Annotated in this window: 23 protein-coding genes; 12 read left to right on the plus strand and 11 right to left on the minus strand. The window is 72.7% G+C overall.

Annotated elements, in window-relative coordinates:
* The first annotated feature begins 14 nt into the window (after positions 1 to 14).
* The 3 genes from AC5L36_RS26840 to AC5L36_RS26850 are packed head-to-tail and all read left to right on the plus strand — an operon-like array spanning position 15 to position 3114.
* Complete coding sequence (locus AC5L36_RS26840; RefSeq protein WP_441223042.1) at positions 15 to 740, plus strand: hypothetical protein; 726 nt, start codon at positions 15 to 17, stop codon at positions 738 to 740.
* Positions 740 to 1600: an ABC transporter ATP-binding protein gene (locus AC5L36_RS26845; protein ID WP_441223043.1), complete on the plus strand. Its 861-nt coding sequence runs from the start codon at positions 740 to 742 to the stop codon at positions 1598 to 1600. Before AC5L36_RS26840 ends, AC5L36_RS26845 begins: the two co-directional genes overlap by 1 nt.
* On the plus strand, positions 1597 to 3114 hold the full coding sequence (locus AC5L36_RS26850) for an ABC transporter permease (protein ID WP_441223044.1): 1518 nt from the start codon (positions 1597 to 1599) through the stop codon (positions 3112 to 3114). The genes AC5L36_RS26845 and AC5L36_RS26850 overlap by 4 nt, the downstream gene beginning before the upstream one ends.
* A 114-nt stretch (positions 3115 to 3228) precedes the next feature.
* Here the strand turns inward: AC5L36_RS26850 and AC5L36_RS26855 are convergent, their stop codons facing one another.
* Positions 3229 to 4098 (minus strand): LysR family transcriptional regulator, encoded by an 870-nt coding sequence (locus tag AC5L36_RS26855; RefSeq protein ID WP_441223045.1) that lies wholly within the window; start codon positions 4096 to 4098, stop codon positions 3229 to 3231.
* Positions 4099 to 4173: 75 nt separating this feature from the next.
* Between AC5L36_RS26855 and AC5L36_RS26860 the strand changes: the two genes are divergently transcribed.
* Positions 4174 to 4686 carry a cysteine dioxygenase family protein gene (locus tag AC5L36_RS26860; RefSeq protein WP_441223046.1) on the plus strand — a complete coding sequence of 171 codons (513 nt, stop codon included), beginning with the start codon at positions 4174 to 4176 and terminating at the stop codon, positions 4684 to 4686.
* A 511-nt stretch (positions 4687 to 5197) separates the two neighbouring features.
* Here the strand turns inward: AC5L36_RS26860 and AC5L36_RS26865 are convergent.
* The gene (locus AC5L36_RS26865) at positions 5198 to 7807 is read right to left on the minus strand and encodes a family 78 glycoside hydrolase catalytic domain (protein WP_441223047.1); all 2610 of its coding nucleotides are present in this window, start codon (positions 7805 to 7807) and stop codon (positions 5198 to 5200) included.
* Positions 7808 to 7914: 107 nt separating this feature from the next.
* Here AC5L36_RS26865 and AC5L36_RS26870 point away from each other — a divergent pair, with 107 nt between their 5' ends.
* From AC5L36_RS26870 to AC5L36_RS26890, 5 genes are read left to right on the plus strand one after another with little or no spacing between them, the layout of a single operon-like run.
* Positions 7915 to 9159: a Tm-1-like ATP-binding domain-containing protein gene (locus tag AC5L36_RS26870; protein ID WP_441223048.1), complete on the plus strand. Its 1245-nt coding sequence runs from the start codon at positions 7915 to 7917 to the stop codon at positions 9157 to 9159.
* A 3-nt stretch (positions 9160 to 9162) separates the two neighbouring features.
* Positions 9163 to 9990 (plus strand): phosphoenolpyruvate hydrolase family protein, encoded by an 828-nt coding sequence (locus tag AC5L36_RS26875; protein ID WP_441223049.1) that lies wholly within the window; start codon positions 9163 to 9165, stop codon positions 9988 to 9990.
* A gap of 6 nt (positions 9991 to 9996) precedes the next feature.
* Positions 9997 to 10419 (plus strand): cupin domain-containing protein, encoded by a 423-nt coding sequence (locus tag AC5L36_RS26880; protein WP_441223050.1) that lies wholly within the window; start codon positions 9997 to 9999, stop codon positions 10417 to 10419.
* Entirely contained in the window at positions 10419 to 10811 is a 393-nt protein-coding gene (locus AC5L36_RS26885) for an AraC family ligand binding domain-containing protein (RefSeq protein ID WP_441223051.1), read from the plus strand. Before AC5L36_RS26880 ends, AC5L36_RS26885 begins: the two co-directional genes overlap by 1 nt.
* A 3-nt stretch (positions 10812 to 10814) precedes the next feature.
* The gene (locus AC5L36_RS26890) at positions 10815 to 11669 is read left to right on the plus strand and encodes an NAD-dependent epimerase/dehydratase family protein (RefSeq protein ID WP_441223052.1); all 855 of its coding nucleotides are present in this window, start codon (positions 10815 to 10817) and stop codon (positions 11667 to 11669) included.
* 289 nt (positions 11670 to 11958) lie between these two features.
* On the opposite strand, the gene AC5L36_RS26895 is transcribed toward AC5L36_RS26890, so the two are convergent.
* The 7 genes from AC5L36_RS26895 to AC5L36_RS26925 all read right to left on the minus strand — a co-directional run bounded on the left by AC5L36_RS26895 (position 11959) and on the right by AC5L36_RS26925 (position 21419).
* Positions 11959 to 13212, minus strand: a complete 1254-nt coding sequence (locus AC5L36_RS26895) for a M20 metallopeptidase family protein (RefSeq protein WP_441223053.1) — start codon at positions 13210 to 13212, stop codon at positions 11959 to 11961.
* Positions 13213 to 13286: 74 nt separating this feature from the next.
* Complete coding sequence (locus AC5L36_RS26900; RefSeq protein ID WP_441223054.1) at positions 13287 to 14714, minus strand: alpha/beta fold hydrolase; 1428 nt, start codon at positions 14712 to 14714, stop codon at positions 13287 to 13289.
* A 45-nt stretch (positions 14715 to 14759) separates the two neighbouring features.
* On the minus strand, positions 14760 to 17492 hold the full coding sequence (locus AC5L36_RS26905; protein WP_494909063.1) for a glycoside hydrolase family 2 TIM barrel-domain containing protein: 2733 nt from the start codon (positions 17490 to 17492) through the stop codon (positions 14760 to 14762).
* On the minus strand, positions 17489 to 18292 hold the full coding sequence (locus AC5L36_RS26910) for an aldo/keto reductase (protein WP_441223056.1): 804 nt from the start codon (positions 18290 to 18292) through the stop codon (positions 17489 to 17491). Before AC5L36_RS26910 ends, AC5L36_RS26905 begins: the two co-directional genes overlap by 4 nt.
* 5 nt (positions 18293 to 18297) lie before the next feature.
* On the minus strand, positions 18298 to 19194 hold the full coding sequence (locus tag AC5L36_RS26915) for a carbohydrate ABC transporter permease (protein ID WP_441223057.1): 897 nt from the start codon (positions 19192 to 19194) through the stop codon (positions 18298 to 18300).
* Complete coding sequence (locus AC5L36_RS26920) at positions 19194 to 20078, minus strand: carbohydrate ABC transporter permease (RefSeq protein WP_441223058.1); 885 nt, start codon at positions 20076 to 20078, stop codon at positions 19194 to 19196. The genes AC5L36_RS26915 and AC5L36_RS26920 overlap by 1 nt, the downstream gene beginning before the upstream one ends.
* Positions 20079 to 20099: 21 nt before the next feature.
* Positions 20100 to 21419 (minus strand): ABC transporter substrate-binding protein, encoded by a 1320-nt coding sequence (locus AC5L36_RS26925; protein WP_441223059.1) that lies wholly within the window; start codon positions 21417 to 21419, stop codon positions 20100 to 20102.
* 176 nt (positions 21420 to 21595) lie between these two features.
* Between AC5L36_RS26925 and AC5L36_RS26930 the strand changes: the two genes are divergently transcribed.
* Both AC5L36_RS26930 and AC5L36_RS26935 read left to right on the plus strand, forming a co-directional pair.
* Positions 21596 to 22324 carry an SDR family oxidoreductase gene (locus tag AC5L36_RS26930; protein ID WP_441223060.1) on the plus strand — a complete coding sequence of 243 codons (729 nt, stop codon included), beginning with the start codon at positions 21596 to 21598 and terminating at the stop codon, positions 22322 to 22324.
* 11 nt (positions 22325 to 22335) lie between these two features.
* Positions 22336 to 22737 (plus strand): carboxymuconolactone decarboxylase family protein, encoded by a 402-nt coding sequence (locus AC5L36_RS26935; RefSeq protein ID WP_441223061.1) that lies wholly within the window; start codon positions 22336 to 22338, stop codon positions 22735 to 22737.
* A gap of 2 nt (positions 22738 to 22739) precedes the next feature.
* Here the strand turns inward: AC5L36_RS26935 and AC5L36_RS26940 are convergent, their stop codons facing one another.
* Positions 22740 to 23078, minus strand: coding sequence for a winged helix-turn-helix transcriptional regulator (locus tag AC5L36_RS26940; RefSeq protein WP_441223062.1), 339 nt, complete (start codon positions 23076 to 23078; stop codon positions 22740 to 22742).
* Positions 23079 to 23142: 64 nt separating this feature from the next.
* Here AC5L36_RS26940 and AC5L36_RS26945 point away from each other — a divergent pair, with 64 nt between their 5' ends.
* Positions 23143 to 23640 (plus strand): hemerythrin domain-containing protein, encoded by a 498-nt coding sequence (locus AC5L36_RS26945; protein ID WP_441223063.1) that lies wholly within the window; start codon positions 23143 to 23145, stop codon positions 23638 to 23640.
* A 398-nt stretch (positions 23641 to 24038) separates the two neighbouring features.
* On the opposite strand, the gene AC5L36_RS26950 is transcribed toward AC5L36_RS26945, so the two are convergent.
* On the minus strand, positions 24039 to 24941 hold the full coding sequence (locus AC5L36_RS26950) for an SMP-30/gluconolactonase/LRE family protein (RefSeq protein WP_441223064.1): 903 nt from the start codon (positions 24939 to 24941) through the stop codon (positions 24039 to 24041).
* Positions 24942 to 24953 lie beyond the last annotated feature (12 nt).

Consider the following 24953-nt stretch of genomic DNA (forward strand, 5'->3'; position numbering starts at 1 on the left):
ATGTGCTCCGCCCCATGCGTTTTTTGCCATTGCTCACCCTCGCCGCCGTCCTGGCCGCGGCCGGCTGCTCCGACGTCCGCGCGGTCAACGAGTCCCGCGACGACCGGCGCGAGTTCCCCTTCACCGGCGAGCGGCTCGTCGTCGACAGCGGCGGGGCCGATCTGCGCCTGGTGGCCGGCGACGACGGCGCGGTCGACGTGGAGCGCTCGCTGACCGGCAAGGCCACAGTGGACGGCAACGCGTCCTGGGCGCTCGACGGCGACACGCTGCGGCTGCGGGTGGAGTGCAGCGGCTTCGTGCCCGACTGCGGCGGCCGGCACATCGTGCACGTGCCCGGCGGCGTCGCGGTCGAGGTGCGCAGCGACGCGCCGGTGCGGGCGGTCGGGCTCGGCGGCGACCTCACCGCGACCGTCCGCGACTCCTGGCTGCGGGTCGAGGATCCGGCCGGCTCGCTCCGCCTACAGGCCGCGTTCGACGTCGACGTGACCGGCGCCCGCTCGGCGGAGGTCGTCGCCCGCTCCACCGACCGCGACGTCAGCCTCGCCTTCGCCGGGCCGCCCAGCCGGGTCGACGCGCGGGGTGCCGGCGCGGTGGAGGTCACGCTGCCGGACGGGCCGGAGACCTACCGGGTCAGCGCCTCGCCGAAGGGTGACGCGATGCGCGGCGATCCGGCCAGCGGGCGGGTCGTCACCGCGGTCGCCGGCGACGGACACGCCGCCCGCGTGCGAAAGGGAGCCTGATGTTCGAGCTGGTCGACGTCACCAAGGTCTACAAGGGACAAAAGCGGGCGGTCGACGGCGTGACGATGCGGTTCGGCACCGGCGTCGTCGGCCTGCTCGGCCCCAACGGCGCGGGCAAGTCGTCGCTGATGCGGATCGCCGCCACGGTCACCCGGCCGACCGGCGGGCGGGTGCTCTTCGAGGGCACCGACGTCGTCGCCAGGCCGGACGTGCTGCGCCGCCACCTCGGCTACCTGCCGCAGGACTTCGGCGTGTACCCCAACCTGACGGCCCGCGAGTTCCTGGGGTACCTCGCGGCGGTCAAGGGGCTGTCGGCCCGGTCCGCCCGGGTCCGGGTCGACGAGCTGTTGCGCCTCGTCGGCCTGACCGAGGCGGCCAAGCGTCCTCTGGGCAAGTACTCCGGTGGCATGCTGCGCCGCGTCGGCATCGCGCAGACACTGCTCGCCGACCCCCGGGTGCTGGTCGTCGACGAGCCGACCGCCGGCCTCGACCCGCAGGAGCGGGTCCGCTTTCGCAACCTGCTCAGCGAGCTCGCCGCCGACCGGCTGGTGCTGCTCTCCACGCACATCGTGTCCGATGTGGAGTCGGTGGCCGACGACATCGCGATCGTGGCACGGGGCCGGCTGCTCCGCCGGGGCACACCGGAGCAGCTGCTCCAGGCCGTGGCGGGGCACGTGTGGGAGACCGTGGTGGCGCCGGAAACGGTCCCGGCGGTGCAGGCCCGGCACACGGTCAGCCGCATGGTCCGCGTCGACGGCGGTGTGCGGTTGCGGCTGCTCTCCACCACCCGGCCCGACCCGGATGCCACACCTGTCGCACCCGACCTGGAGGACGCCTACCTCGGTGTGGTGGCGGCATGACGCCGCGGGTGCTGGCGGCGCTCGCGGTGGCCGACTTCCGCGAGCGGGTGCGCCGCCCGTCGTACGCGGTGGTGCTGCTCGCCGCCGTAGGACTCGGCTACCTGGCCGCACCCGCCGCCGGTGCGCATTGGACGATCGTCAACGCGGGCGACCACCGCGGCGTCTACAACAGCGCCTACGTCGGTGCGGTCACCGCCCTCGCCGGTGCGCTGTGGCTCTCGGCCGCCGGCTTCTACGTGGTGCGTACGGCGATCGCCCGCGACGAGCGGACCGGCGTCGGCCAGCTGCTCGCCGCGACCCCGCTGCGCACGCCGGCGTACCTCGTCGGCAAGTTCCTGAGCAACCTGCTGGTGCTCGGCTCGATGGCGGCGGCGCTGGCCGGCACCGCGCTGGTGATGCAGCTGGCGCGCGGCGAGTCGCGGGCGCTCCACCCGGTCGACCTCGTGCTGCCGTTCCTGCTCTTCACGCTGCCGGTGCTGGCGCTCACCGCCACCGCGGCGGTGCTCGTCGAGACGATTCCCGTGCTGCGCACCGGCTTCGGCAACGTGGTGTGGTTCTTCGTGGCGCTCACCGGCATGGTCGCCGGGCAGTCGGCCGGTGCTCCGCTGGGCGGCCTGGGCGTGCACGTGTTCGCCGCGTCGCTGCGCGACGAGTTCGCCGCGCACGGCGTCGGGGTCACCGAGGTCGCGATCGGCCTGATGTACGCGGACGACCCGCCCCGCGCGGTCGGGTTCGCGAGCGTCGACTTCACCGCCGCCTTCGCCGGCCAGCGGCTCGTCGCGGTGCTGCTGGCGGTCGCGGTGGCGGCGGTGCCGGCCCTGTGGTTCGGCCGCTTCGACCCGGCCCGCTCAGCCGCCCCGGCCGCCCCCGTGGCGCCCACGGTTACCGCCACGGCACCTCTCGTTTCGTACCAGATGATGTCGAAGGCCGAGCGGCGACGAGGCCGCGGCTTGCTGACCGGAGAGACGCGGATCCTGGCCGGTGGGATTTCGCGGTGGTGGTGGCTGGGCGTCGCGGCGCTGGTGGTGGCCGGCGCGGCGGCGCCGACGCGGGCGTCCGGGCCGCTGCTGATCGCGGCCTGGATCTGGCCGGTGCTGGTCTGGTCGCGGCTGGGCACGCAGGCCGCGGAGGCCGGCGTCGAGGGGCTGCTCGGCGCCTACCCGTCGCCGGTGCGCCGCGCGCTCGCGCAGTGGCTGGCCGGCGTGGCGCTCACCGCGCTGGTCGGCGCCGGCGCGGGCGTGCGGCTGGCCACGGCGGGCGAGCTGGCGGGCTGGCTGGCCGGCGTGGCGTTCATCCCGGCGCTCGCGCTGGCGCTGGGCGTGGTGAGCCGCACCCACCGGCTGTTTCAGGCCGTCTATCCGCCACTCTGGTACGCGGTGCTCAACGACGTCCGCGGCCTCGACTACATGGGCGCCCTGCCCGGCGGCCCGCCACCGGTCGCCGTCGCCGGCGCGGCGGCGCTGCTCGTCACGGCCGCCCTCGCCACGGTGGCCGCCCGCCACGCCCGCCGCTAGGGCGGTGGGCCATACCGGCGCTGCTCGTCACGGCCGCCCCCGCCACACTGGCCGCCCGCCGCTAAGGCCGCCGGCTTCGCCGGCCCGGTGAGCGCCACCGCACACCCGGTGGCCCTAGGCCGAGCGCGCGGTCTCGGCGAGCGCGGCCAGCAGCGCGGCGGTGGCCGGTGGGTCGGGCGGCTCGCCGTACGTCGCGGCGTAGACGTGGCGGCGCGAGCCCGGCAGCTCGGTGGCGACGACGCCCTTGACCCGCTGGGTGCGCAGCGCCAGGCCGGGGATCACGGTCGCGCCGAGGCCGGCGGCGACGAGCGTCTGCATCACCACCATGTCGTCGGAGATGTAGCCGATCCGCGGCTCGAAGCCCTCGTCGGCGCAGAGGGACAGGAGGTGGCTGCGACACCGTTCGCAGCCGGCGATCCAGGTCGCGTCGCGCAGGGTGGCGAGCCGCTGCCCACGGCGGCTCGACAGCAGGAACAGCGGGTCGTTGAGCAAGTGGTGCAGGCGGACGCCGTCCGGCTCGGGCTCGGTCTCGTCGTAGCGGAAGATGACCGCGACGTCGATCGTGCCGGCGCGCAGCAGCTCCAACGCCTCCGGCGGGTGCGTGTCGACGAGGCTGACCTGGAGGTTGGGGTGGCGGCCGGCCAGCGCGGCCAGGGCCGCCGGCACCAGCGACCCGATCACCGACGAAAAGCCGGCCAGCCGCACCCGCCCGGCGGTCAACCCCACGTGCGCGGCAAGCTCCGCACCGGCCGCGTCGATCCGCCCGATGATCTCGGCCGCCCGGTCGGCGAGCAGCCTGCCGGCCTCGGTGAGCCGGATGCCGCGCCCCACCCGCTGGAACAGCTGCGCGCCGGTCTCCGCCTCCAGCCGGGCCAGGTGGTGGCTCACGGTCGGCTGCGTGTAGTGCAGCTCCTTCGCCGCGGCGGTGACCGAACCGTGGCGGGCCAGGGCATCGAGGACACGCAACCGGGAAACGTCCAGCATCCATCGAGCATATCTATGGTTCAGCACGAAACCTGGCATTAGACATATGGATCGGCCGCGCGCACGCTGATTCACATGACGACGACACAGATCCGCCCCACCACCGAGCTCGCCGGCCTCGTCGACGGCGTCCGCACCGCCATCGCCGCACACGTCGACTGGGCCGCCACCGCGCGGCTCGTCGCCGAGCAGCTGCGCCGCCACCTACCCAGCCCGGACGTGCTCACCGCCGAACAGCGCCTCGGCTCCGCCGACGGCTACGGCAGCCACACCCTGCACGTCGAGCCCGACGGCTCCTTCTCGATCCTCGCGATCGTGTGGCGGCCGGGCCAGATCACCCGCATCCACGACCACCTGACCTGGTGCGTCTTCGGCGTGATCCAAGGCGTGGAGCGGGAGGAGCTCTTCGACGCCGACCTCAATCTGATCGGCCGCAGCGACAACAAGACCGGCGAGGTCAGCGGCTTCGCCCCGCCCGGCGACATCCACCGCGTCCACAACACCACCGGCGGCACCGCGATCTCGATCCACATCTACGGCACGGACGTGACCCGCGTCGGCTCGAGCGTCCGCCGCTACTACGACTAGAGACCTTTCGGGGTCAGGGTGACTCCGTCGTGGTGCCTCGAGCTTGAGTTTGCCCGGGTCGTGTCAGCTGCGGACCGCCGCTCCCGCCGGAGACCGCGCGGGTCGGCGGCGAGCTGGCGCTCGCCGAGATCCCCGACCCACGCTGCCAGGTCCGCGCCGCAAGCCCACGGTGTCGAGCTTTGTCGGGCGGATGCCCGCGGCCCGCTCCCGGCCGGCGGCTCGCGGAGCGGGTGAGGCCGCGGGAGCAGCGGTCGGGACCACGACGGACATCGCGGTAGCTCAAATCTGCCTAGCGGACCTGGCTGGACAGGGTGTGCGCGGATGCCTTTGCTCTGCTTCCCCATAGTGGGCGCCCACGCCCAGGGGCCACTGAACCGCCGGCCGCCCCCGATAGGGAAGCAGAGCAAAGGCGTCCCCGGACACCTCACCCACGCCTGGCCGCCGGCCCGGGGAAGGCCGCACGCACAACCGGGCAGCGGGTGAGCGCGACCCACCGCGTACGGGTGACGCGCTACGCGGGCATGCGGGCCGGGATCGGTGCGTGCGGCGCGGTGGCCTTGTGGATTCCCGGGCCGAGCGGGCGCGGCTCCTCCCCCGGCACGTCGAGAAGGGCGGTCGTCCCGACCGGCACCGTCACCTCCACGTGGAGCGTGCCGCCGTCCAGGGTCCAGGCGATCGCGGCGCGGCCGTACGGCGTGTCGTGTGCCGCGGAGGCGTGCGTGAGCCCGCCGCCCGGCCGCGGGCGGAAGAGGATCTCGCGGTAGCCGGGCGCGGCCGGCGCGAGGCCGGCGGCCGTCCGATGTAGCCAGTCGGCGATCGCGCCGAAGGCATAGTGGTTGAACGACGTCATCTGGCCCGGGTTGACCCGGCCGTCGGGCAGCAGGCTGTCCCAGCGTTCCCAGATCGTGGTCGCGCCTCGCGTCACCGGGTAGAGCCACGACGGGCACTCCCGCTGGAGCAGCAGGTCGTACGCCCGCTCCAGGTGGCCGGACAGGGTGAGCGCGTCGGCCACGAGCGGGGTGCCGAGAAAGCCGGTGCCGATCCGGTTGCCGCCGGCCGCGACAAGCTCGGCCAGGCGCTCGCCGCACGCCTCGCGGTCGGCCAGGGGCACCAGCCCGAACACGATCGTCATCGCGTAGGCGGCCTGGGTGTCGCTGGTGAGCCGGCCCGGCCCGGTCACGTACCGCCGCTGGAACGCGCGCCGCACCTCGGCGGCCAGCCGGGCGTACCGCTCCGCGTCGGCCGCCTCGCCGAGCACCTCGGCGGTGTCCGCGAGCCGCCGGGCGGACCAGGCGAAGTACGCGGTGGCCACCAGGTGCTTGTCGGTGGCCGCGGCGGCCGGATCGTCCGGCGGCGCGCTCGGGTCGAGCCAGTCGCCGAGCTGGAAACCCTCGTCCCACAGCCGGTCCGGGCCGGCGAGCCGCTCGACCAGGTCGACCCACGCCTTGGCGCTCGGGTACTGGCGGGCGAGCAGGCCGGTGTCGCCGTAGCGCTCGTACAGCGTCCAGGGCAGCAGCACGGCCACGTCGCCCCAGCCGGCGCCGGGCCGGATCGGGGTCCACATGTGGTGGGCCGGGATGACCGGGACGTACCACGGCACGGTGCCGTCGGGCAGCTGCTCGGCGGCCACGTCGGCCAGCCAGGAGGCGAGCATGCCGGCGCAGTCGTACAGGTAGGCGGCCGTCGGGCCGAACACCTGGATGTCGCCGGTCCAGCCGACCCGCTCGTCCCGCTGCGGGCAGTCGGTGGGCACGTCGAGGAAGTTGCCGCGCATGCTCCACACCACGTTGTCGTGCAAGCGGTTGAGCAGCGGCTCCGAGCACTCGAACCACCCCGTGCGCACCATGTCGGTGTGCAGCACCAGGGCCACCACGTCGCCGGCGGCCACCGCCGCGTCGAGGTCGCCGGGCCACCCTTCCACGTCCATATAACGGAACCCGTGGAACGTGAAGCGCGGTTCCCACTCCTCGACGTCGCCACCGGCCAATGTGTACACGTCGGTGGACTTCGCGTCGCGCAGCGGCCGCCGGTACAGCTCGCCGTCCTGCGTCACCTCGGCGGTGCGCAACGTGACGACGGTGCCGCGCGGGCCGCGGACGCGGATCCTCGGGCGGCCGACGAGGTTCTGTCCGAAGTCGAGCACCGGCCGGCCGGACGGCGTGTGGAGCACCGCCACCGGCCGCACCTCCTCGACCGCGCGCACCGGCGGGCCCGTCGGGGCGACCAATGTGGACGGATCCCGCTCCCCCACCCGCACCGGGCTCCAGCCCGCGCTGTCGTAGTCCGGAGTGGACCAGCCGGGCCGTTCCATGCGCGCGTCGTAGACCTCGCCGTCGTAGTTGCCGGTGCGCACGATCGGGCCGGGCGCCGCGCGCCAGTCGGGGCCGGTGGCGACGACCTGGCGGCCCCCGTCCGCGTACTCGATCTCGAGCTGGGCGAGCAGGGAGAGGTCGGTGCCGAAGAGGTCGCGGAAGCCGCCGCGCCAGCCGAGCCGGCCGCGGTACCAGCCGTCGCCGAGCCACGCGCCGATCGCGTTGCCGCCGGCGCGCAGGTGGTCGGTGACGTCGTAGGTGTAGTAGCGCAGCCGCCGCCGGTACGCGGTCCAGCCGGGCGACATCGCGTCGTCGCCGACCCGGCGGCCGTTGATCTCCACCTGGTAGAGGCCGTGCGCGGTGGCGTAGAGGCGAGCGGCGACCACCTCGCCGCCGACGTCGAAGGTGTGGCGGACCAGCGCCGGGCGGCGGTCGTCGGAGTCCGGCTCCTCGGGCCAGGCCGCACCGACCGGCACGGCCCGCCAGTCTCCGGGCTCCAGCAGCCCCGCCTCGACCGCCGTGGGCGGGCTCCAGCCGGAGAGCGTGCCGTCCTCGCCGCGCACCCGGACCCGCACGGCGGCCCTCTCCCGCGAACGCAGCGGCGCGCCGGGCCACGGCACGAGCAGCTGGTCGGGCGAGGCGGTGCCGGCGAGCGTGGTGCCGGCGTCGCGGACCACCTCGACCTCGTACCCGGCCTGGCGCCACCCCGGCGGGGCGTCGGTGCGCCAGGACAGCCGCGGCCGCCGCTCGCCGATCCCGAGCGCCGCGCGGTGGTGCTCGACAGTCGGCGCGTGCGGGGTAACCCTCATCTCGCCTGGTCCTCCCACTGCCGGTCCTTTACACGTTTCAAAACCATAGCGCACTGACTTTAGCCGACTGGTTGACACGTTTCAGAGATGGTTACAGGATGGGAGCCGTGACCCTACTCATACCGTCCGTCGCGCTCGTCGGCACGCTCGACACCAAGGGCGCTGAGTACCAGTGGGTGGCCGCGAGGCTGCGCGAGCTGGGCGTGGAGCCTGTCGTCGTGGACGCCGGGATCCACCCGCCGGCCGGCTTCACCGGCACAGTCTCCGTCGGTCAGGACGCGGTCGCCCGCGCCGCCGGCACCACCATCCAGGCCCTGCGCGACGGCGGCGACCGGGGCGTGGCCGTCGCCGCGATGGGCGAGGGCGCCGCTGCCGTGCTCGCCGGGCTGGCCGCCGAGGGCCGCCTCGACGGCGTGCTCGCGCTCGGCGGCAGCGGCGGCTCGTCGATCGCCGCGCGCGCGGTCCGCGACCTGCCCGTCGGGCTGCCCAAGCTGATCGTCTCGACGATGGCCTCCGGCGACGTCGCACCCTACGTCGGGGCCTCCGACGTCACGATGATGTACAGCGTCGTCGACATCTCCGGCATCAACCGGGTGTCTCGCACGGTGCTGGGCAACGCCGCCGCCGCGATCGCGGGGATGGCCACGGCGCGTTCCACGGCCGGCGCCGGTGCGGCCGAGCGGCCCCTCGTCGCCGCCTCGATGTTCGGCGTCACCACGCCCGCGGTCGACGCCGCCCGCGCCCGCCTGGAAGAGCTCGGCTACGAGGTGCTGGTCTTCCACGCCACCGGCTCGGGCGGCCGGGCCCTGGAGGCGCTGGCCCGCTCGGGCATGCTCGCCGGCGTGCTCGACCTGACCACCACCGAGCTCGCCGACGACCTCGTGGGCGGGGTGCTCAGCGCGGGACCGACCCGGCTCACCGCGGCCGGTGCCGCCGGGGTGCCGCAGGTGGTCAGCCTCGGTGCGCTCGACATGGTCAACTTCGGACCGCGGGAGACCGTGCCCACCCAGTTCACCGGCCGGACGTTCTTCGTGCACAACCCCACCGTCACGCTCATGCGCACCACCGAGGCGGAAAACGCGGAGCTGGGCCGGCGCCTGGGCACCAAGCTGGCCGGCGCGACCGGGCCGACCGTGCTGGTGGTGCCGCGCGGCGGAGTGTCGGCGTTGGACGCCGACGGTGGCGCCTTCCACGACCCGGGTGCGGACGCCGCGCTCTTCGCCGCCGCGCTGGACGCGGTGGCCGGCAGCGACGTGACGGTGCTCGACTCGCCGCGGCACATCAACGACAGCGCACTCGCGACCGACACCGCCGACCGGCTGCACGCGTTGATCACCGGGAAGGAGGGCTGAGGCATGGATCGCGCGACCGCGCTCGCCCGGCTGCGGGCCACCATCGACGCCGGGCGCCCGGTGATCGGGGCCGGCGCCGGCACGGGCATCTCGGCCAAGGCCGCCGAGGCCGGCGGCGTCGACCTGATCATCATCTACAACTCCGGCCGCTACCGGATGGCCGGCCGCGGCTCGCTCAGCGGCCTGCTGGCGTACGGCGACGCCAACCAGATCGTCGTCGACATGAGCCGCGAGGTGCTGCCGATCGTGCGGTACACCCCGGTGCTGGCCGGCGTCAACGGCACCGACCCCTTCCGGGTGATGGGCCGCTTCCTCGACGAGCTCGCCGCGCTCGGCTTCGCCGGCGTGCAGAACTTCCCCACCGTCGGCCTCATCGACGGCGTCTTCCGGGAAAACCTCGAAGAGACCGGCATGGGCTACGACCTCGAGGTGGAGATGATCCGCCTGGCCCGCGAGCGGGAGCTGCTCACCGCGCCGTACGTCTTCGACGTCGAGTCCACAGTGGCCATGACCGAGGCCGGTGCGGACATCCTCGTGCCACACATGGGCCTCACGACCAGCGGCACGATCGGCGCCAAGACGGCGCTGTCGCTGGCGGAGTCGGCGGCCCGGGTGCAGGAGATGCGCGACGCGGCCGTGGCGGTCAACCCGGACGTCATCGTGCTCTGCCACGGCGGCCCCATCGCCGAGCCGGACGACGCCGCCTACATCCTCGCCAACACCACCGGCGTGGTCGGCTTCTTCGGCGCGTCCTCCGTGGAGCGCCTGCCCACCGAGCGCGCCATCAAGCAGCAGGTCGCCGACTTCAAGTCCATTTCCATTGAGGAGTAACCCACGATGACGTCCGCCATCACCCAGCGCCGCCCGGACGAGGTGCCCACCCGCACGTTCGACTGGGGCACCATCAAGTGGCTCGTCACACCACACCTCGACGAAGGCGCCGGCCTCACCACCGGTGAGGTGATCATCTACCCGTCACAGGGCCACGCGCCGCACCTGCACCCGAACGAGGAGGAGGTCATCTACGTGATCTCCGGCGAGGGCGAGCAGACGGTCGGCGACGGGCCGGCCTTCCCCATCCGCGAGGGCGACGCGGTCTACATCCCGGCCAACACGTTGCACTCCACGTACAACACCACCTGGCGGCCGCTGCGCCTCGTCGTGGTGTACACGCCCGGCGGAGCGGAGACCGGGCTGGACGCCCTCCCGGACGCGCGCATCCTCGACCCGGGCGTTCAACCCGCGTGGCGGCAGGCCTGATGCCGGTTTACGGGCCGGGTCGCTGGCTCAACCCCGGCGACCGTCCTGAGTGGTGCGAGGTGGCCACCGCCGGCCGGTTCACGGTGCCGGTCGACGGCGGCCGCTTCGACCGCCACTACCACGACGACCACGAGATCTGGTTCGTCGCCGAGGGCAAGGGCCGCATCCTCGTCGACGGCGCCGAGCGGTACACCCAGGCCGGCGACGTCGTGCTGATCCGGGCCGGCGACCTCCACGACGTGGTCGAGGTGTACGAGACGCTGCGCGGCTTCTTCGTGGAGACCGGTCACCCGTCCGGCGGCCGGGTCGGCCACCTGCACCGCGACCCGTCGGACGCCGCCGGCCACGAGGTGCCGGCCCGCCCACTGCCGGCCGACTTCCCCGGGCGCTGACACGTGCGGCTCGCGGTCACCGGAAGCTCCGGCACGCTCGGCACGGCCACTGTGGACCGTCTCCGCGCGGACGGTCACGAGGTGCTCGGCCTCGACCTGACCGGCCCGCCGGGCGCCGGCTTCACCCGCGTCGACCTGGCCGACTACGGCCAGGCGCTCGACGCTCTGCTCGGCGTCACCGCGCGGCACACCGGGCTGGACGCGCTCGTGCACCTCGCGGCCGTCCCGGTCAACGGCCTGGTGCCCGACGCCACCACGTTCCACACCAACATGACCATCTCGTTCAACGCATTCCACGCGGCTCTGCGGGCGGGGATCAGGTCCATCGTGTACGCGTCGAGCATCACCGCGCTCGGCTTCCCGTTCGACGAGCCGCCGGCCTACCTGCCGCTCGACGAGGAGAGCGAACCGCGCGCCAACAACACGTACGGACTCGTCAAGGTCCTCGAAGAGGCGATGGCCGCGCAGCTGGTGCGGTGGCGGCCCGACCTGTCCGTCACGGCGCTGCGCTTCACCAACGTGACCGGCCCCGGCGAGTACGGCACGTTCGCCGAGCGCGCCCACGACCCGGCCTACCGCCGCGTCTTGCTGTGGACCTATGTGGACGCCCGGGACGCGGCGGCGGCCGTGTCACTCGCGCTGGACGCCGCGCGGCCGGGCTTCCGCGCGTACAACGTCGCCGCCTCCGACACCGGCCTCACCGTGCCCACCCCCGACCTCGTCGCCGGCGCCTTCCCCGGCGTGCCACTGCGCAAGGACCTGGGCGAGCACGAGACCCTGATGTCCATCGACAAGGCCCGCGCCGAGCTCGGCTACGAACCGGTCCACCTGTGGCGCGGGCGTCGGTGCCAGGAGTGACGGCCGCGAGGGATGCGAGCAGCGCGCGGTCGAGATCTAGGAGAGTTCGGGCGCTATATCAACCCTAAGTCTCCTAGATCTCGAAGTCCCGGCCCCGGGCTGGTCACGCTGCGTCAGGGTGGAGGAAAGTAGGGGTCTGCGACTGCCCGCGAAGATCCTTGAGGGCTTGTCCCGCGGACCTGGCAGTGGACGGCCGGGGATCTCGGCTCGCCCCGCGAGCCGCCGGCCGGGAGCGGTGCCCGCGGGAGCGTACGGTCCGCAGGTGACGCGGACCGGGGATATCTGCTCTCTAGGCATGGGTCCGGCTGGCCAGCCAGCCGGACATGGCGCGGACGCCGTGGCCGATCGCCCGCTCGTCCGGGGTGAAGCCGACGAAGTGCGGATAGGCCGACTCGATGGGCGCGCCGGGCGGCCGGACACCGAGAAACGTGAACGTGCCGGGCATCCGGTCTAGGAAGAGCGCGAAGTCCTCGCCGTTGAACGGGATCGAGGCGTGCAGCGTGCCCACCCGGTCGTGGCCGAGCGTCCGGCGCAGGTGCCGCCTGAGCGCGTGACCCTCCCGCTCGGAGCAGACCATGGCGGGAAACGGGTCGTCCGGGAAGTCCACAGTGGCCTCGCCGGACGACCGGGCGAGGCGGCGGATTTCCTCGCGGATCTCGACGTACCTCTTCTCCGGCCAGCAGCGGAAGGAGATCTGCACCTCGGCGCCGGAGGCCCGGGGCCGCATGAAGACGAACCTGGCCAGCGGGCCGTCCGGCACCTGGACGTCGGACACGATCCGTTCGAGGTCGGCGGGTGTGGTGGGCGGCATGACGGTGCCCAGCGCGCCGATGTCGGCGGCGAGCCGCTGCGCGCGGGTCGCCGCGTCGGGGCCGGTGAGCGTGACGGTGCCGCGGTCGAGGCCGGGTAGTCCGAACCCGGGCATGACCATGAACTGCCCGACCGGCCACGGACCGCAGTGCAGGGCGTGTATCTCCGCCGGGCGGGTGCGGGCGAACAGGCCGTCGTCGAGCATCGCGGCGGCGCCGGTGAGTGCCTCCTCGGCCGGCTGGAACACGAACACGACGGTGCCGCTGAGCCGGCGGCGCAGGCGGGCCAGCACCTCGGCGACGCCCACACCGACGGTGGTGTGGATGTCGTGCCCGCACAGGTGGGCGGCTGGGCCGGCGGCGCCACCGATCTGCCCGTCGGGCGGCACCGCGTCCATGTCGGCCCGGTAGGCGACCATCCGGCCCGGGCGGTCGCCTTCGAGGACGCCCACGACGCCGTGCCCGCCCACCCCCGTGGTGACGGCGAGGCCGGCGGCGCGCAGCCGCCGCGCGACAACCCCGGCGGTGCGCTCCTCCTGGCCGGCCGGTTCGGGATGGCGGTGGATGTCGCGGCGCAGCGCGATCCAATCGGCGTCCAATGTGGACGCCACGGCGTCCACCGAGTCGCGGTCCGGCGGCGGGCTGGCGTGCGCGGCCCGTCCGGGGATGAGTCCGGCGCCGGCGAGGCCGGCGGCGGCTCCCAGTACGGTGCGGCGGCTGAGAGGGCTCGACATGCTATGAAGGGTCCCGCGTCCCGCCGTGTGATCGCATTGCGGCTAGCCACCCTCTCCGCGTAGGGCTAGCCCTACTAGCAGGCCGTGTCGCGCACCGGGAGCCGGCCGTCCACCAGGTACGCGGTCACCGCGCCGGCCAGGCAGGCGTTGCCCTGCCCGCTGAGCAGCGGCACGTGCGTCCGCCGGTCCACGGTGACGAGTCGCGAGCCGGCGATGGCGCGGGCGGTCGCGACCGAGTTGGCCAGCGGCACCGACGCGTCGTGCAGGGCGGCGAGGACGAGCGCGGCCGGCGCCCGGTTGGTGGCCAGCGGCACGGTGTTGTCGCGGCTGAACGGCCAGAAGGCGCACGGACCGACGTTGGCGCTGGCAGGGCCGTACACCGGATAGCGGGCGCCGAGGCCGGCCAGGTCGCGGCGGTAGGTCGCCAGGTCGCGCGGCCACGCGTTGTCGCCACAGCGGAAGGCGGTGTTGACCGCGGTGTGGTTGTCGGCCGGTACGCCGGGGGTGCCGGGCAGCGCGGCGGGCCGCGGGTCGATCGGGATCGGCGGCGGGTTGCCCGCGATGATGGCGGCGAGGTTTGTCGCGACGACCGGCCAGAGGTGCGCGAAGAACGTCGCGATGACGGCGAGGGAGCCGAGCTCGCCGACCGTCCAGGCGTGCCCGCCGGCGGGCAGGGGCGCCTCGGCGAACGCCCGGCGGAACGTCTCGGCCACCTCGGCCGGCGTGGCGCCGAGCCCGAAGGTCGCGCTGTTCGCGGCGACGTACCCGGTGAAGGCGGCGAAGTTCTCCTCGAAGGCGGGGATGCGGCTCAGCTCGTACCGGCGCCAGACGAGGTCGTAGTCGGCCGGGCTGTCCAGCACGAACCTGTCCACCCGCCCCGGGAAGAGCGTGCTGTAGGCGGCGCCGAGCATCGCGGCGTACGAGCCGCCGAGGAAGGACACGCGCCGCTCGCCGAGGGCCGCGCGGATGGCGTCGATGTCGCGGGCGGCCTGCGCGGTCGTGGCGTACGGCAGCGCCCAGCCGGCGTGACGGGCGCAGGCGCGGGCGTACGCGCGCGCCTGCGCCGCGGTGTCCTCCATGGACTGGTATGTCGCGGAGCGTACCCAGAAGCCGCCCGGCTCCTCCTCCGGCTGGCCGCAGCTGATCGGGGTGCTGCGCTCGACGAAGCGCGTGTCGAACCCGACGATGTCGTACCGGGCGAGCACCGCGGGGTCGAGGACGCCGGCGAGGGCCAGCGGCTCGGGGACCCCGGCGCCGCCCGGCCCGCCGCCGGTGGTGACCAGCACGCCGCGGCGGAGCGCCGGGTCGGTGGCGGGAAGCCGGGAGATCATGATGTCGATCGTGCGGCCACCGGGGCGCGCGTGGTCGAGCGGCACCCTGACGGTGGCGCACGTCAGGCGCGCGTCCGCGACGCCCGGGCAGGCCCGCCAGGTGAGCGCCGGCTCGGCTGGCGGCACGACCGCGGAAGCGATGGCGATGGCGACGGCGGCCACGAGATGCATCCACGTCCCCCTATCTGTTCGCCTCGCACCATAGCGCCGCGACGGCTAGGCGTACAGGCGGACGCGGAACGTGTAGGGGCGGATCGGCAGCCGGTACCGCTCCGGCAGCGGCGGCCCGCAGGACGCGCTGCCCAGGCCCTGCTGGCCGTAGTCGACGTTGAGCCACACCCGGTCGGACGGGACCAGCTGCGCGGGCTTCGTGGCGCGGTCGAGGTCTTCGCTCGTCCAGCGGCGCGCGGTGAAGTCGAACCACGGGTCACCCTCGACCCGCAGCCTCGGCACACCGTCGCCGGTCAGCTCCAGCCACCGGGTCTCGATGTGGTTGCCGTTCTCCTGCGGCCACGGATAGTGGCTCTGCATCGCGTCGATGTCCGCCGCGAACAGCCCCACCCGGGCGGCCGCCTGGCTGTCCACGTAGGACTCCCCCGGCCCGCGGCCGAACCACCTGGCGCGGGTGAGCCCGGCCGGCAGCCCCATCCGCAGGCCGAGCCGCGGCAGGGTGACGGCGTGGCCGCCGATCGGGGTGTCCGTCCAGACGCCCTCGGGCGTGACCCGCAGGGTCAGCGCGACGCCCGCGTCGCCGGCCGGCTCCCAGCACATCTCGGTGCGCAGGCCGATGGCCTGGCCGGCCGGCCCGCTGCGGCCGCGCACGACAACCCGGCCGTCCTCCGTCCGGATTTCCTCCACGCGGTGCAGCATCCGGTCCAGCCCGACGGCCCGCCAGGCGCGCGTGACGTCGTTGCGGAAGCCCTGGCCGCGGTCGTTTTCGATGGGTGCGCGCCAGACGTCGAGCACCGGGCCGCTGAGGTCGAGGTCGCCGAGGCGCACGAGCTGGCCGTCGTCGAACCGGACGCCCCGGAAAGCACCCGCCGGCCGGAAAGCCCGTGCCGGTGGGACGACCGGGGCCTGGCCCCACGCGACCACGTGCCCGGCCGGCGCCCAGGCGGTCCCGGCGGCCAGCACCGCGCGGACCGTGAGCAGGTCGCCCCTCGGCGCCGGCACCGACGCCGCGTGGCGCGCGGGCACGTAGGGCGTGGGCAGCTCGCCGGCCTCGTCGCCGGCCGTCCACTCCAGACGCAGGTGGGAAAGGTCGGCGAAGTCGTACCGGTTGCGCAACCAGACCCGGCCGTCCGCGATCGTGATCTCGACCGGTTCGATAGCCTTCGCGTATTCCAGCAGGCCGGGCGAGGGGGTGCGGTCGGCGAAGAGCAGGCCGTCGAGGCAGTAGCGGCCGCCGTTGGGCAGGTGGTCGACGTCGCCGCCGTGTAACAGGCCGCCGTCCGGCGCGTGCAGGCCGTGGTCGATCCACTCCCACACGAACGCGCCGCAGAACCGTTCGTGCGCCTCCAGGATCCGCTGGTAGTCCACGAGCGAGCCGGGACCGTTGCCCATCGCGTGCGCGTACTCGCAGAGCAGGAACGGCAGCCCGCGCCGGCGTACGTCGTCGGGCGAGTCCGGCTCGACGCCCTCCGGGGTCGGCTCCCGGCGCCGTCCGATCGCCTCCAGCTCCTCCAGCGACGGGTACATCACGCTGGCGAAGTCGGAGTGCCGGTAGGAGCGGTCGCGCTCGTAGTGGACGGGGCGGCTCGGGTCGCGCTCCCTGATCCACGACTCGATCTCGCCGAAGGCCGCGCCGTGCCCGCTCTCGTTGCCCAGCGACCACACGACGACGCTGGGATGGTTCTTGTCCCGCTCGACCATCCGCTCGATCCGGTCGACGAGCGCGTCCCGCCAGGCCGGCTCGTCCGGCGGGTTGCCCTCCCAGCCGGCGTAGACGAAGCCGTGCGTCTCGATGTCGCACTCGTCGACGACCCACAGCCCGTACTCGTCGCAGAGCCGCAGGAACTCCGGATGCGGCGGGTAGTGGCTGGTAGACGGGTCGAGCGCGCGGCCGCGGTCCGGGTCGTGCTCGTGGCGGTTGACGCCGCGGAAGAGCACGGGCGCGCCGTTGACGAGCAGCCGGCCGTCCACGATGGACACTGTCCGGAAGCCGACGGCGAGGTCGATCCGCTCGCCGGCGGCCGTCAACACGCCTTTGTAGAGGCGTGGGCGCTCGGCGCTCCACGGCTCGACCGGCACGGTCACGGTCTCGCCGGTCGGCACCCGGACACCCAGCTCCGGCAGCTCCACGATGCCCGGCGGGTCGGCGTCCACGCGCAGCGTGCCGAGGCCGTCCACATAGGAGGCGTGGACGAACAAGTCGTCGACGGTGCCGCCCAGCAGCTCGACGTCGCGGAAGATGCCGGGCAGCCACCACATGTCCTGGTCTTCGAGGTAGCTGCCGGAGGACCAGCGGTGCACGCGCACGGCGAGGACGTTGCCGGCCGGCCGCACCAATCCGGTCACGTCGAACTCGAACGGCAACCGGCTCCCCTTCGAGTGGCCGAGCTCGGTGCCGTTGAGCCAGACCTTCGCGCACGAGTCGACGCCCTGGAAGCGAAGGACCGCCCGGCCGCTGTACGGCCAGTCGAAGTGGCGGCGGTAGTCGCCGGTCGGGTTCTCCACCGGCACGTGGGGCGGGTCGATGGGAAACGGGTAGGCGGTGTTGGTGTAGAGCGGGCGATCGTGGCCTTCGAGCACCCAGTGCGAGGGCACGCGCAGCCGGTCCCAGCCGCTGTCGTCGAACTCCGGTGCCCAGAACGAAGGACCGGACGCGGTCGGCGCCAGGCGGAATGCCCAGTCGCCGTTCAGCGAGAGGCGGGGCGCGTCGGAGTGAAAGTCAGCCCGCGGCCGGCGCCGCCCCTCCCCCGGCGAAAACGACTCCACGTAGGACGTCACAGCGCGGCGAAGAACCCGTCCGGGATCGGGTGCGCCGCCATCGCCTCCAGCTCGGCCAGCTGCGCCGCGCGGGAGACGCCGACCACCGTCGAGTCGATGTCCGGATTGGCGAGCGAGAAGTGCAGCGCCGCCGCCGGCAGCGGGACGCTCCACTCGCGACAGAGCGCGGTGAGCCGGTCGACGCGGGCCAGCACCTCGGGTGCGGCGGAGCGGTACGCGTACTTTCCCCCGGCGCGCGTCGAGCCGGCGAGCAGCCCGCCGCCGAAGGGCGCCGCGTTGAAGACCACCATGCCGCGCGCCTTCGCCGAGGCGATCAGCTCGGCGCCGCTCCGGTCGACGAGCGTGTAGTGGTTGTGGGTGAGCACCGCGTCGAACGCGCCGGTGCGCACGTACTCCTCGACGAGGTCGAGCGGGCCGGCGGCGATGCCGATCGCGCCGACGAGGCCCTGCTCGCGCAGCCCGACGAGCGCCTCGATCGCCCCGCCCGGCGCGGCCGCCTCGGCGAACGTGATGGTGAACGGGTCGTGCAGGTGGTAGATCGGCAGCCGGTCGACGCCGAGCCGGGTGACGGACTCCTCGAACGACCGCTTGACCCGGTCGCCGTCGAAGACCCCGGTCACCGGGTCGGCGTCGGCCTTGGAGAAGACCACCGCGGGCCCGGCCAGGCGCATCGCCTCACCCAGGACCGTCTCGCTGCGCCCCTCGCCGTAGGCGTTGGACGTGTCGACCTGTCCGAACGGCGAACGGAGCACCGCCAGCGCGAGGTCGACGTTGGACACCCGACCGGCGCCGATCGTCACCGGCCTCATCCCTTCACCGACCCCGCCGCCAAGCCCGCCATGATCTGGCGGTTGAGGAAGAGGTACAGCACGAGGATGCCGAGCACGTTGATGCTGATCGCGGCGAACAGCGGGCCGTACTGCGTCGAGCCGTACTCGTCACTGAACTGCAACAGTCCGACCTGGACGGTGGCCAGCTCGTCGCGGGTGGTGAAGGTGAGCGCGATCAGCAGGTCGTTCCACACGCTGAAGAACTCCACGAGCGCGATGGTGACGATCGCGTTGCGCATCATCGGCACCGCGATGCGGAAGAAGCTGCGCAGCATGCCGGCGCCGTCGACTGCCGCCGACTCGAAGATCTCCCGCGGGATGGCGCGCAGGTACGCCGCCATCAGGAAGACCGTCAGCGGCAGGCCCATCACCGTGTACGTGATGATGAGCGGCCACAACGTGTTGGTGAGCCCGGCCTGGAAGTAGACGGTGAAGAGCGGCACCAGGATCATCTGCCCGGGGATCATGATGCCGGCGACGAACGCGAGCAGCACCGTGCCGCGGCCCTTCCACACCATCACCTCCAGCGCGTACGCCGCGGCGACGCCGAGCAGGATCATGAAGGCCAGCGACGGCACGGTGACCAGCACGCTGTTGAGCACGTTGCGGCCCAGGCCGCCGCCGGACCAGGCCTCGGTGTAGTTGTCGAGGTTGAAGCCCTCCGGCAGCGCCCAGGTCGGCTTGCTGAAGAACTCGTCCTGCGTCTTGAACGAGCCGAGCACGAGCCACACCAACGGGTACAGCTCGACGACCACCAACAGTCCGATGAGGATCCGGACCGGCAGCCGCCGCAGCGTGCGGCCGGCCCGGCGGCGGGGTGCCGGTGTACGGGCGTGCGCCGCTCGCGCCGGCGCCTCGGTGAGCGTCGTCATCAGGCCCTCGTGATGTCGCGTCGGGCCGACCGGAACACCACGAGCGTCACCAGCAGGCACATGACCGTGAGGACGAACGCGATCGTGCTGCCGTAGCCGTAGTCGGCGTAGTTGAAGACGGTGCGGTACATGTACAGCGTCAGGGGTGTGGTCTCGCCGCCCGGCCCGCCGTTGTTGAGCGCGAGCAGGGTGTCGAAGACCTTCAGGGTGTTGTTGATGCTGAAGATGACCGAGGAGAGCAGGACGGGCAGGGACAGCGGCAGCACGACGTGTCGCACCAGCCGCCATCCCGTCGCCCCTTCCAGCCTCGCCGACTCCAGCGTCTCCTCCGGGATGTCGACGAGGCCGGCGTAGAGCAGCACGGCGTAGAAGCCCATGGAGCGCCACAGCTCCATGACGATGGCCACGACGAACGTGCCGGTGCCGGTGGAGAACCAGTCGACGGGTGACCCGCCGACCGCCTCCAGCCCGGCGTTGACCGGACCCTGCTGCTGCCCGGTCGCGAACAGGCTGTTGAACAGCAGCGCGACCGCGACCGTGGGCAGCACCGTCGGGAAGAACACCACCGTGCGGACGAACGTGGACGCCCGCCGGAGCACGAACACGTACAGCAGCGCGAGCGCGTACCCCAGCACGATCTGGCCGGCCGAGAGTACGAACGCGTACTTCAGGGTGAACCACAGCGCCGAGCGGGCCTGCGGATCCTCGGCGAAGCGGCTGAAGTTGTCGAGCCCGATGAAGTCGAATCCGCTCAGCGGGTTGCCGGTGTAGAAGGTCAGGCCCAGCGACCAGAACACCGGCACCAGCTTGACGAGCGTGTAGACGAGCAGCGCGGGACCGAGAAGGATCAGGATCGCCTTCTTGTCACCCAGGACGCTCTGCACGTGGCTTCCCTTCCAGCTGGGTCAGCGTGCCTGGTCCAGGTCCGCCTGGAGCGTGGCCATGTACTTGTCGGGCGCCATCTTCCCGGTGAGCAGCAGGGCGGCGTTGGTCTGCGCGTCCGAGGTGGTCTTGGCGTCCATGAGCGCCTCGAACCACAGCACGGTCTGGCTGGCCTTGCTGACGATCTCCTGGAGCTGCGATGTCAGCGGTGGCACGTTGCTGACCTGCTGGTTGGTACGGAAGCCGGAGATCACGCCCTGATTCTGCAACACGCTGCTGCCGTAGTTCTCGGCGACGCACTTGAGCCAGTCGCCGACCTTCGGCGTGTAGGACTTGGTGGCGAGGGCGGTCGCCGCACCGGCGTTCGCCGGCCACTGCGAGCTGTCACCCTTGCCGCCGGCCACGTTCGGGAACGGGATGAAGCCGACGTTCTCCGCGCCGATCTTGTTTTGCTTGGGGTCGTTGAGGTTGGCCAGGAACCACGAGCCGTTGTACATCATCGCGGCCTGGCCGTTGAGGAACTGCGCGTTCGCGGCGTCGGTGGTGCGGGAGGTGATCCCGTCGCCGAACATGCCCGCGGTGCCCAGGTCGGCGACGGCCTTGGCGGCCGCCACGTACTGCGGGTCGGTCAGCTTGGCCTCGTTCTTCTGGATCGCGAGCATCGCGTCCGGGCCGAGGCTGCGGAAGAGGTACATGCCGATCAGCCGGGTGATCGGCCAGCCCTGGCTGCCCGCCTCGGTGATCGGCACGACGCCGGCGCCCTTGAACTTCCGCCCGGCCGCGACGAGGTCGTCCCAGGTCTGCGGCGGCTGGACACCGTTGTCGGCGAAGAGTTTCTTGTTGTAGAAGATGCCTTCGATGTTGTACTGGAACGGCAGCGATGCCATGGAGCCGTAGGCCGACTTCACGGTCGAGGCCGCGGCCGGCAGGATGTTGTCCCAGACCCCGAGCTCTTTGAGGGTCTGCTCGTAGTCGACGATCAGCTTGCCCTTGCCCAGGTCGCCGGTGGGCTTCACCTGGGCGGTGCCGGCCACGAACATGACCGGCAGCGCGTCCTGGCTGGCCAGGAGCGTTATCTTCTGTACGACGTCCGACTGTGCGACGGTCTCACTACTCAGTGGCAGGGCCTGCTCGGCCGTGGCGCACTGGTTCTTCGACAGCGCGGTCAGCTCGTCCCGGATGATCGCATTTTCCGCCGGGGTGAGCAGGCTGAACTTGTCGGGAGCGGACCCGCCGCCACCCGAACCGTTGTCAGACGCACACCCGGCGAGCAGCAGCGCCGCCCCCGTTGCGGCCGTCACCCGGACGGCCCACCCGCGGCGCCCTGTCTTCGCTACCGACACGTTTCCTCCTCGTGAAGCGCGGCGGGACTTTGAAGCGTTTCAAAGCGGAGGTTAGCCCTGCCACCAACACGATGTCAAGGATCTCACAGGTGCAGGGCATTCCCCTTGCCACGGGTATGGCCCGTAACATTCACTGACGTTTGACAGGTTTCAAGTAGGGGTTGGAGGAGGCCGCAGTGAAGCTCTCCGGCAAGCGGGCCGTCGTCACCGGCGCCGCGGGCGCGCTGGGCACCGTCATCGCCAAGCACCTGACCGCCGAGGGCGCCCAGGTGGCCGGCCTCGACCTCAACGCCGACGGCCTGGCCGCCAACGGCGCGCTGACGCTGACCGAGCCGGTCGACCTCACCGACTTCGACGCCGTCCAGACCGCCGTCGGGCGGGTCACCGGCGTCTGGGGCGGCGTCGACATCCTGGTCAACGGCGCCGGCGGCGGCGCGGTCGCGTTCTTCCACGAGATGAGCTACGAGACCTGGACGACCCAGGTCGACCGCAACCTCACCACGGTCTTCAACGTCACCCGCGCCGTGCTCCCGTCGATGCTCGCCCAGTCGCACGGCCGCATCGTCAACATCGCCTCGGTGGCGGCCATCGCCGGCGGCCGCCTGGTCCGCGGCGCCACCGCCTACGCGGCCGCGAAGGCAGGCGTGGTCGGCCTGACCAAGGCGCTCGCGATCGAGGTGGCCGAGCGGGGCGTGACCGTCAACTGCATCGCACCGGGCGCGCAGGCCACGCCCGGCCGCGACCGCGACACGCCGGAACGCCGCGAGGCGCTGCTGGCCCAGATCCCGACCCGCCTGCTCGGCGAGCCAGGCGACCTGGCCGAGACGATCGTGTTTCTGGCGTCACCCGCCGCCGTGAACATCACCGGCGTCGTCCTCCCGCTCGACGGCGGGCACTCGATCTGAAAGGTTCGCACGTGAGCGACCGGCTGGAACAAGGCAAGCGCAAGTTCGAGGAGCTCTACGGCGAAGGCAAGGCCGACGGCCTGATCGCCATGCAGACCGGCCTGGCCCAGGACCTGGCGCGGTACGGCATCGAGTTCAACTTCGGCGACATCTACTCCCGCCCCGGCCTGACCCTGGCCCAGCGCGAGATGATCACCCTCGGCGCACTTGTCGCCCTCGGCGGGCTGGAACCCCAGCTGAAGGGCCACACGCGGGGCGCGCTGAACGCCGGCCTGACGCCGACCGAGATCCTGGAGACGGTGATCCACGTCGTGCAGTACGCCGGCTTTCCGCGAGCGCTCAACGCCATCCGCGTCGTGACCGACACGCTCGTCGAGTGCGGCGCCGAGATCCCCGAGCCGCTCGGCCCGTGACCTCAGCGGTGGACGAAGTCGGGGTGCCGCAGGCTCCACGCCAGCAGCGGCCGCAACGCCTCGATCAGCTGCTCACCCCGGGCCGTGGGCGCGTAGAGGACCTGCACCGGCGAGCTCGGGATCACCGTCCGCGTGATCAGGTCCTGGCGCTCCAACTCGCGCAGCCGCTGCGTCAGCATCCGGTCGGAGATGCCGGTGACGAGCGCCCGGTACTGCCCGAACCGCCGGGCCCCGTGCGCCCCGGCCAGCAGGATCACGCCGACCCAGCGCCGGCCGATCAGCTCCAGGATCGGCTGGAACGCCTCGCACGTCGCGTCGTCGGCCACACCAATCTGAGTCACTTACCGATCGTAAGTTACTAACCCGGTTTTGCCGAGCGGGCCGGACCTCGACGAGCCTGGGTGCGTGACGACACGAGAAGCCTCATTGTTCGGCGAGCTGCTGCGCGTGCACGACATGCTCCGCCGCGACCTCGCCGCCGTGAAGGAGATCGCCGCGGCGGCCGCGGCCGGCGAGCCGGCGGTGCGGGTCCGCGACGGCCTGGACGCCCTGCACGCGCGGGGTCCGCTCCTTCAGCTCAAGGCCAACTGCCTGGGCTACTGCCAGCTGGTCCACGCGCACCACGGCGGCGAGGACGGCATGCTCTTCCCCGCGGTGCGCCGGGCGGCACCCCACCTCGCCGGGACCGTCGACCGGCTGGAGGAGGACCATCGCACCGTCAGCGACCTCCTCGACAAGATCGAGGCGGCCGCCCGAGACCTCGGGAGCGACGGCGACGCCGCCCGCGTGCGGCTGGTCGAGGCGCTCGACAGCCTGACCACCCACCTGCACGAGCACCTCGCGTTCGAGGAACAGGCGCTCGCGCCGGTCCTGCGCACCTGGACGCACTGGCCGGGCCACTAGAGACCTTTCGGGGTCGGGCTTTCGAATTCCTTTAGGACGGAGATTTGAGCTACCGCGATGTCCGTCGTGGTCCGGACCGTTGCTCCCGCGGCCTCACCCTTCGCGGCTGGTCACGCTGACCCCGGCGGGGGTGAGGATTTGTCCACGATGTCCGTAGCCGGGTCGACGCGGATGGCGGGCAGCGAAGCCTGTCACCAGCAGTAACGGCCGCGAGGAACGCGGACGTGGATGGTGGAGATCTAGGAGAGTTAGGGCGCTATTTCAGCCCTAACTCTCCTAGATCTCGAAGTCCCGGCCCCGGGCCGGTAACGCCGTGTCACAACGGGTGCGGCCACAGCCGCACCGACCCGCGCGGTTGGCCGGCTTCGCCGGGCCGGGTAAGCGTCCGTGCCACCGCACTAGCGACGCGGGACGCGGATGCGGATGCGGTAGAGGCGTGTCGCCCCCGTGATGTAGAGGTCGGGGCCGCCGAAGCAGACGTTGGAGACGACCTCGGGCACCGGGATCTCGCCGAGGCGCGCGCCGTCCGGGCCCAGCACCTGCACGCCCGAGCCGCTGGAGGTCCAGATTCGGCCCTCCTCGTCGACGCGGAGGCCGTCCGGGCAGCCGGGTGAGATCTCGGCCAGCACGCGGCCGCGCTCGCACGTGCCGTCGGGCGTCACGTCGTACGCGCGGATGTGGTGGTGGCCGGCGGGGCGGTGCAGGACCGAGGTGTCCGACACGTACAGGGTGCGGCCGTCGGGCGAGAAGGCCAGGCCGTTGGGGTGGACCATGTCGGTGACCACGGGCGTGGTCCGGCCGGTGCGCTCGTCGTGGCGGAAGACGTAGCAGCCGCCGTACTCGGGCTCGGCGACGTGGCCCTGCCGGTCCGAGAGGATGCCGTAGGGCGGGTCGGTGAACCAGATCGCCCCGTCCGGGCCGACCACGACGTCGTTGGGCGAGTTGAGGCGCTTGCCGTCCCAGGTGTCGACGATCGTGGCCACGCCGGTCGCCGTCTCGCGCTCCACCGCGCGCCGCCCGTGCGAGCAGTGCACCACGGCACCGGCCGCGTCCAGGGTGCGGCCGTTGACGAAGCCCGCCTCGGTGCGGTGGACGGTGGTGCGGCCGGTGTCCGGTGCGTACTCGAGGATCCGGTCGTTCGGGATGTCGCTCCACCGCAACCGGCCGGCGGCGGGCAACCACGCCGGACCTTCGCCCCATCGCGTGCCTGTCGCTAACGTTTCAAGCTTGCTGCTGGGAGCGGTCAACGCGGCCATGTGCCGAAGTATCCCAGGGATTTCGGCTGTTCCGGTAGCCGGCATGATCCGCTATGC

The organism is Phytohabitans sp. LZ39 (assembly GCF_059359075.1).

Coding starts and splice junctions, on each gene's coding strand:
- AC5L36_RS26840 (WP_441223042.1), top strand. CDS start 15: ATGCGTTTTTTGCCATTGCTCACCCTCGCCGCCGTCCTGGCCGCGGCC.
- AC5L36_RS26845 (WP_441223043.1), top strand. CDS start 740: ATGTTCGAGCTGGTCGACGTCACCAAGGTCTACAAGGGACAAAAGCGG.
- AC5L36_RS26850 (WP_441223044.1), top strand. CDS start 1,597: ATGACGCCGCGGGTGCTGGCGGCGCTCGCGGTGGCCGACTTCCGCGAG.
- AC5L36_RS26855 (WP_441223045.1), bottom strand. CDS start 4,098: ATGCTGGACGTTTCCCGGTTGCGTGTCCTCGATGCCCTGGCCCGCCAC.
- AC5L36_RS26860 (WP_441223046.1), top strand. CDS start 4,174: ATGACGACGACACAGATCCGCCCCACCACCGAGCTCGCCGGCCTCGTC.
- AC5L36_RS26865 (WP_441223047.1), bottom strand. CDS start 7,807: ATGAGGGTTACCCCGCACGCGCCGACTGTCGAGCACCACCGCGCGGCG.
- AC5L36_RS26875 (WP_441223049.1), top strand. CDS start 9,163: ATGGATCGCGCGACCGCGCTCGCCCGGCTGCGGGCCACCATCGACGCC.
- AC5L36_RS26880 (WP_441223050.1), top strand. CDS start 9,997: ATGACGTCCGCCATCACCCAGCGCCGCCCGGACGAGGTGCCCACCCGC.
- AC5L36_RS26885 (WP_441223051.1), top strand. CDS start 10,419: ATGCCGGTTTACGGGCCGGGTCGCTGGCTCAACCCCGGCGACCGTCCT.
- AC5L36_RS26895 (WP_441223053.1), bottom strand. CDS start 13,212: ATGTCGAGCCCTCTCAGCCGCCGCACCGTACTGGGAGCCGCCGCCGGC.
- AC5L36_RS26900 (WP_441223054.1), bottom strand. CDS start 14,714: ATGCATCTCGTGGCCGCCGTCGCCATCGCCATCGCTTCCGCGGTCGTG.
- AC5L36_RS26915 (WP_441223057.1), bottom strand. CDS start 19,194: ATGACGACGCTCACCGAGGCGCCGGCGCGAGCGGCGCACGCCCGTACA.
- AC5L36_RS26950 (WP_441223064.1), bottom strand. CDS start 24,941: ATGCCGGCTACCGGAACAGCCGAAATCCCTGGGATACTTCGGCACATG.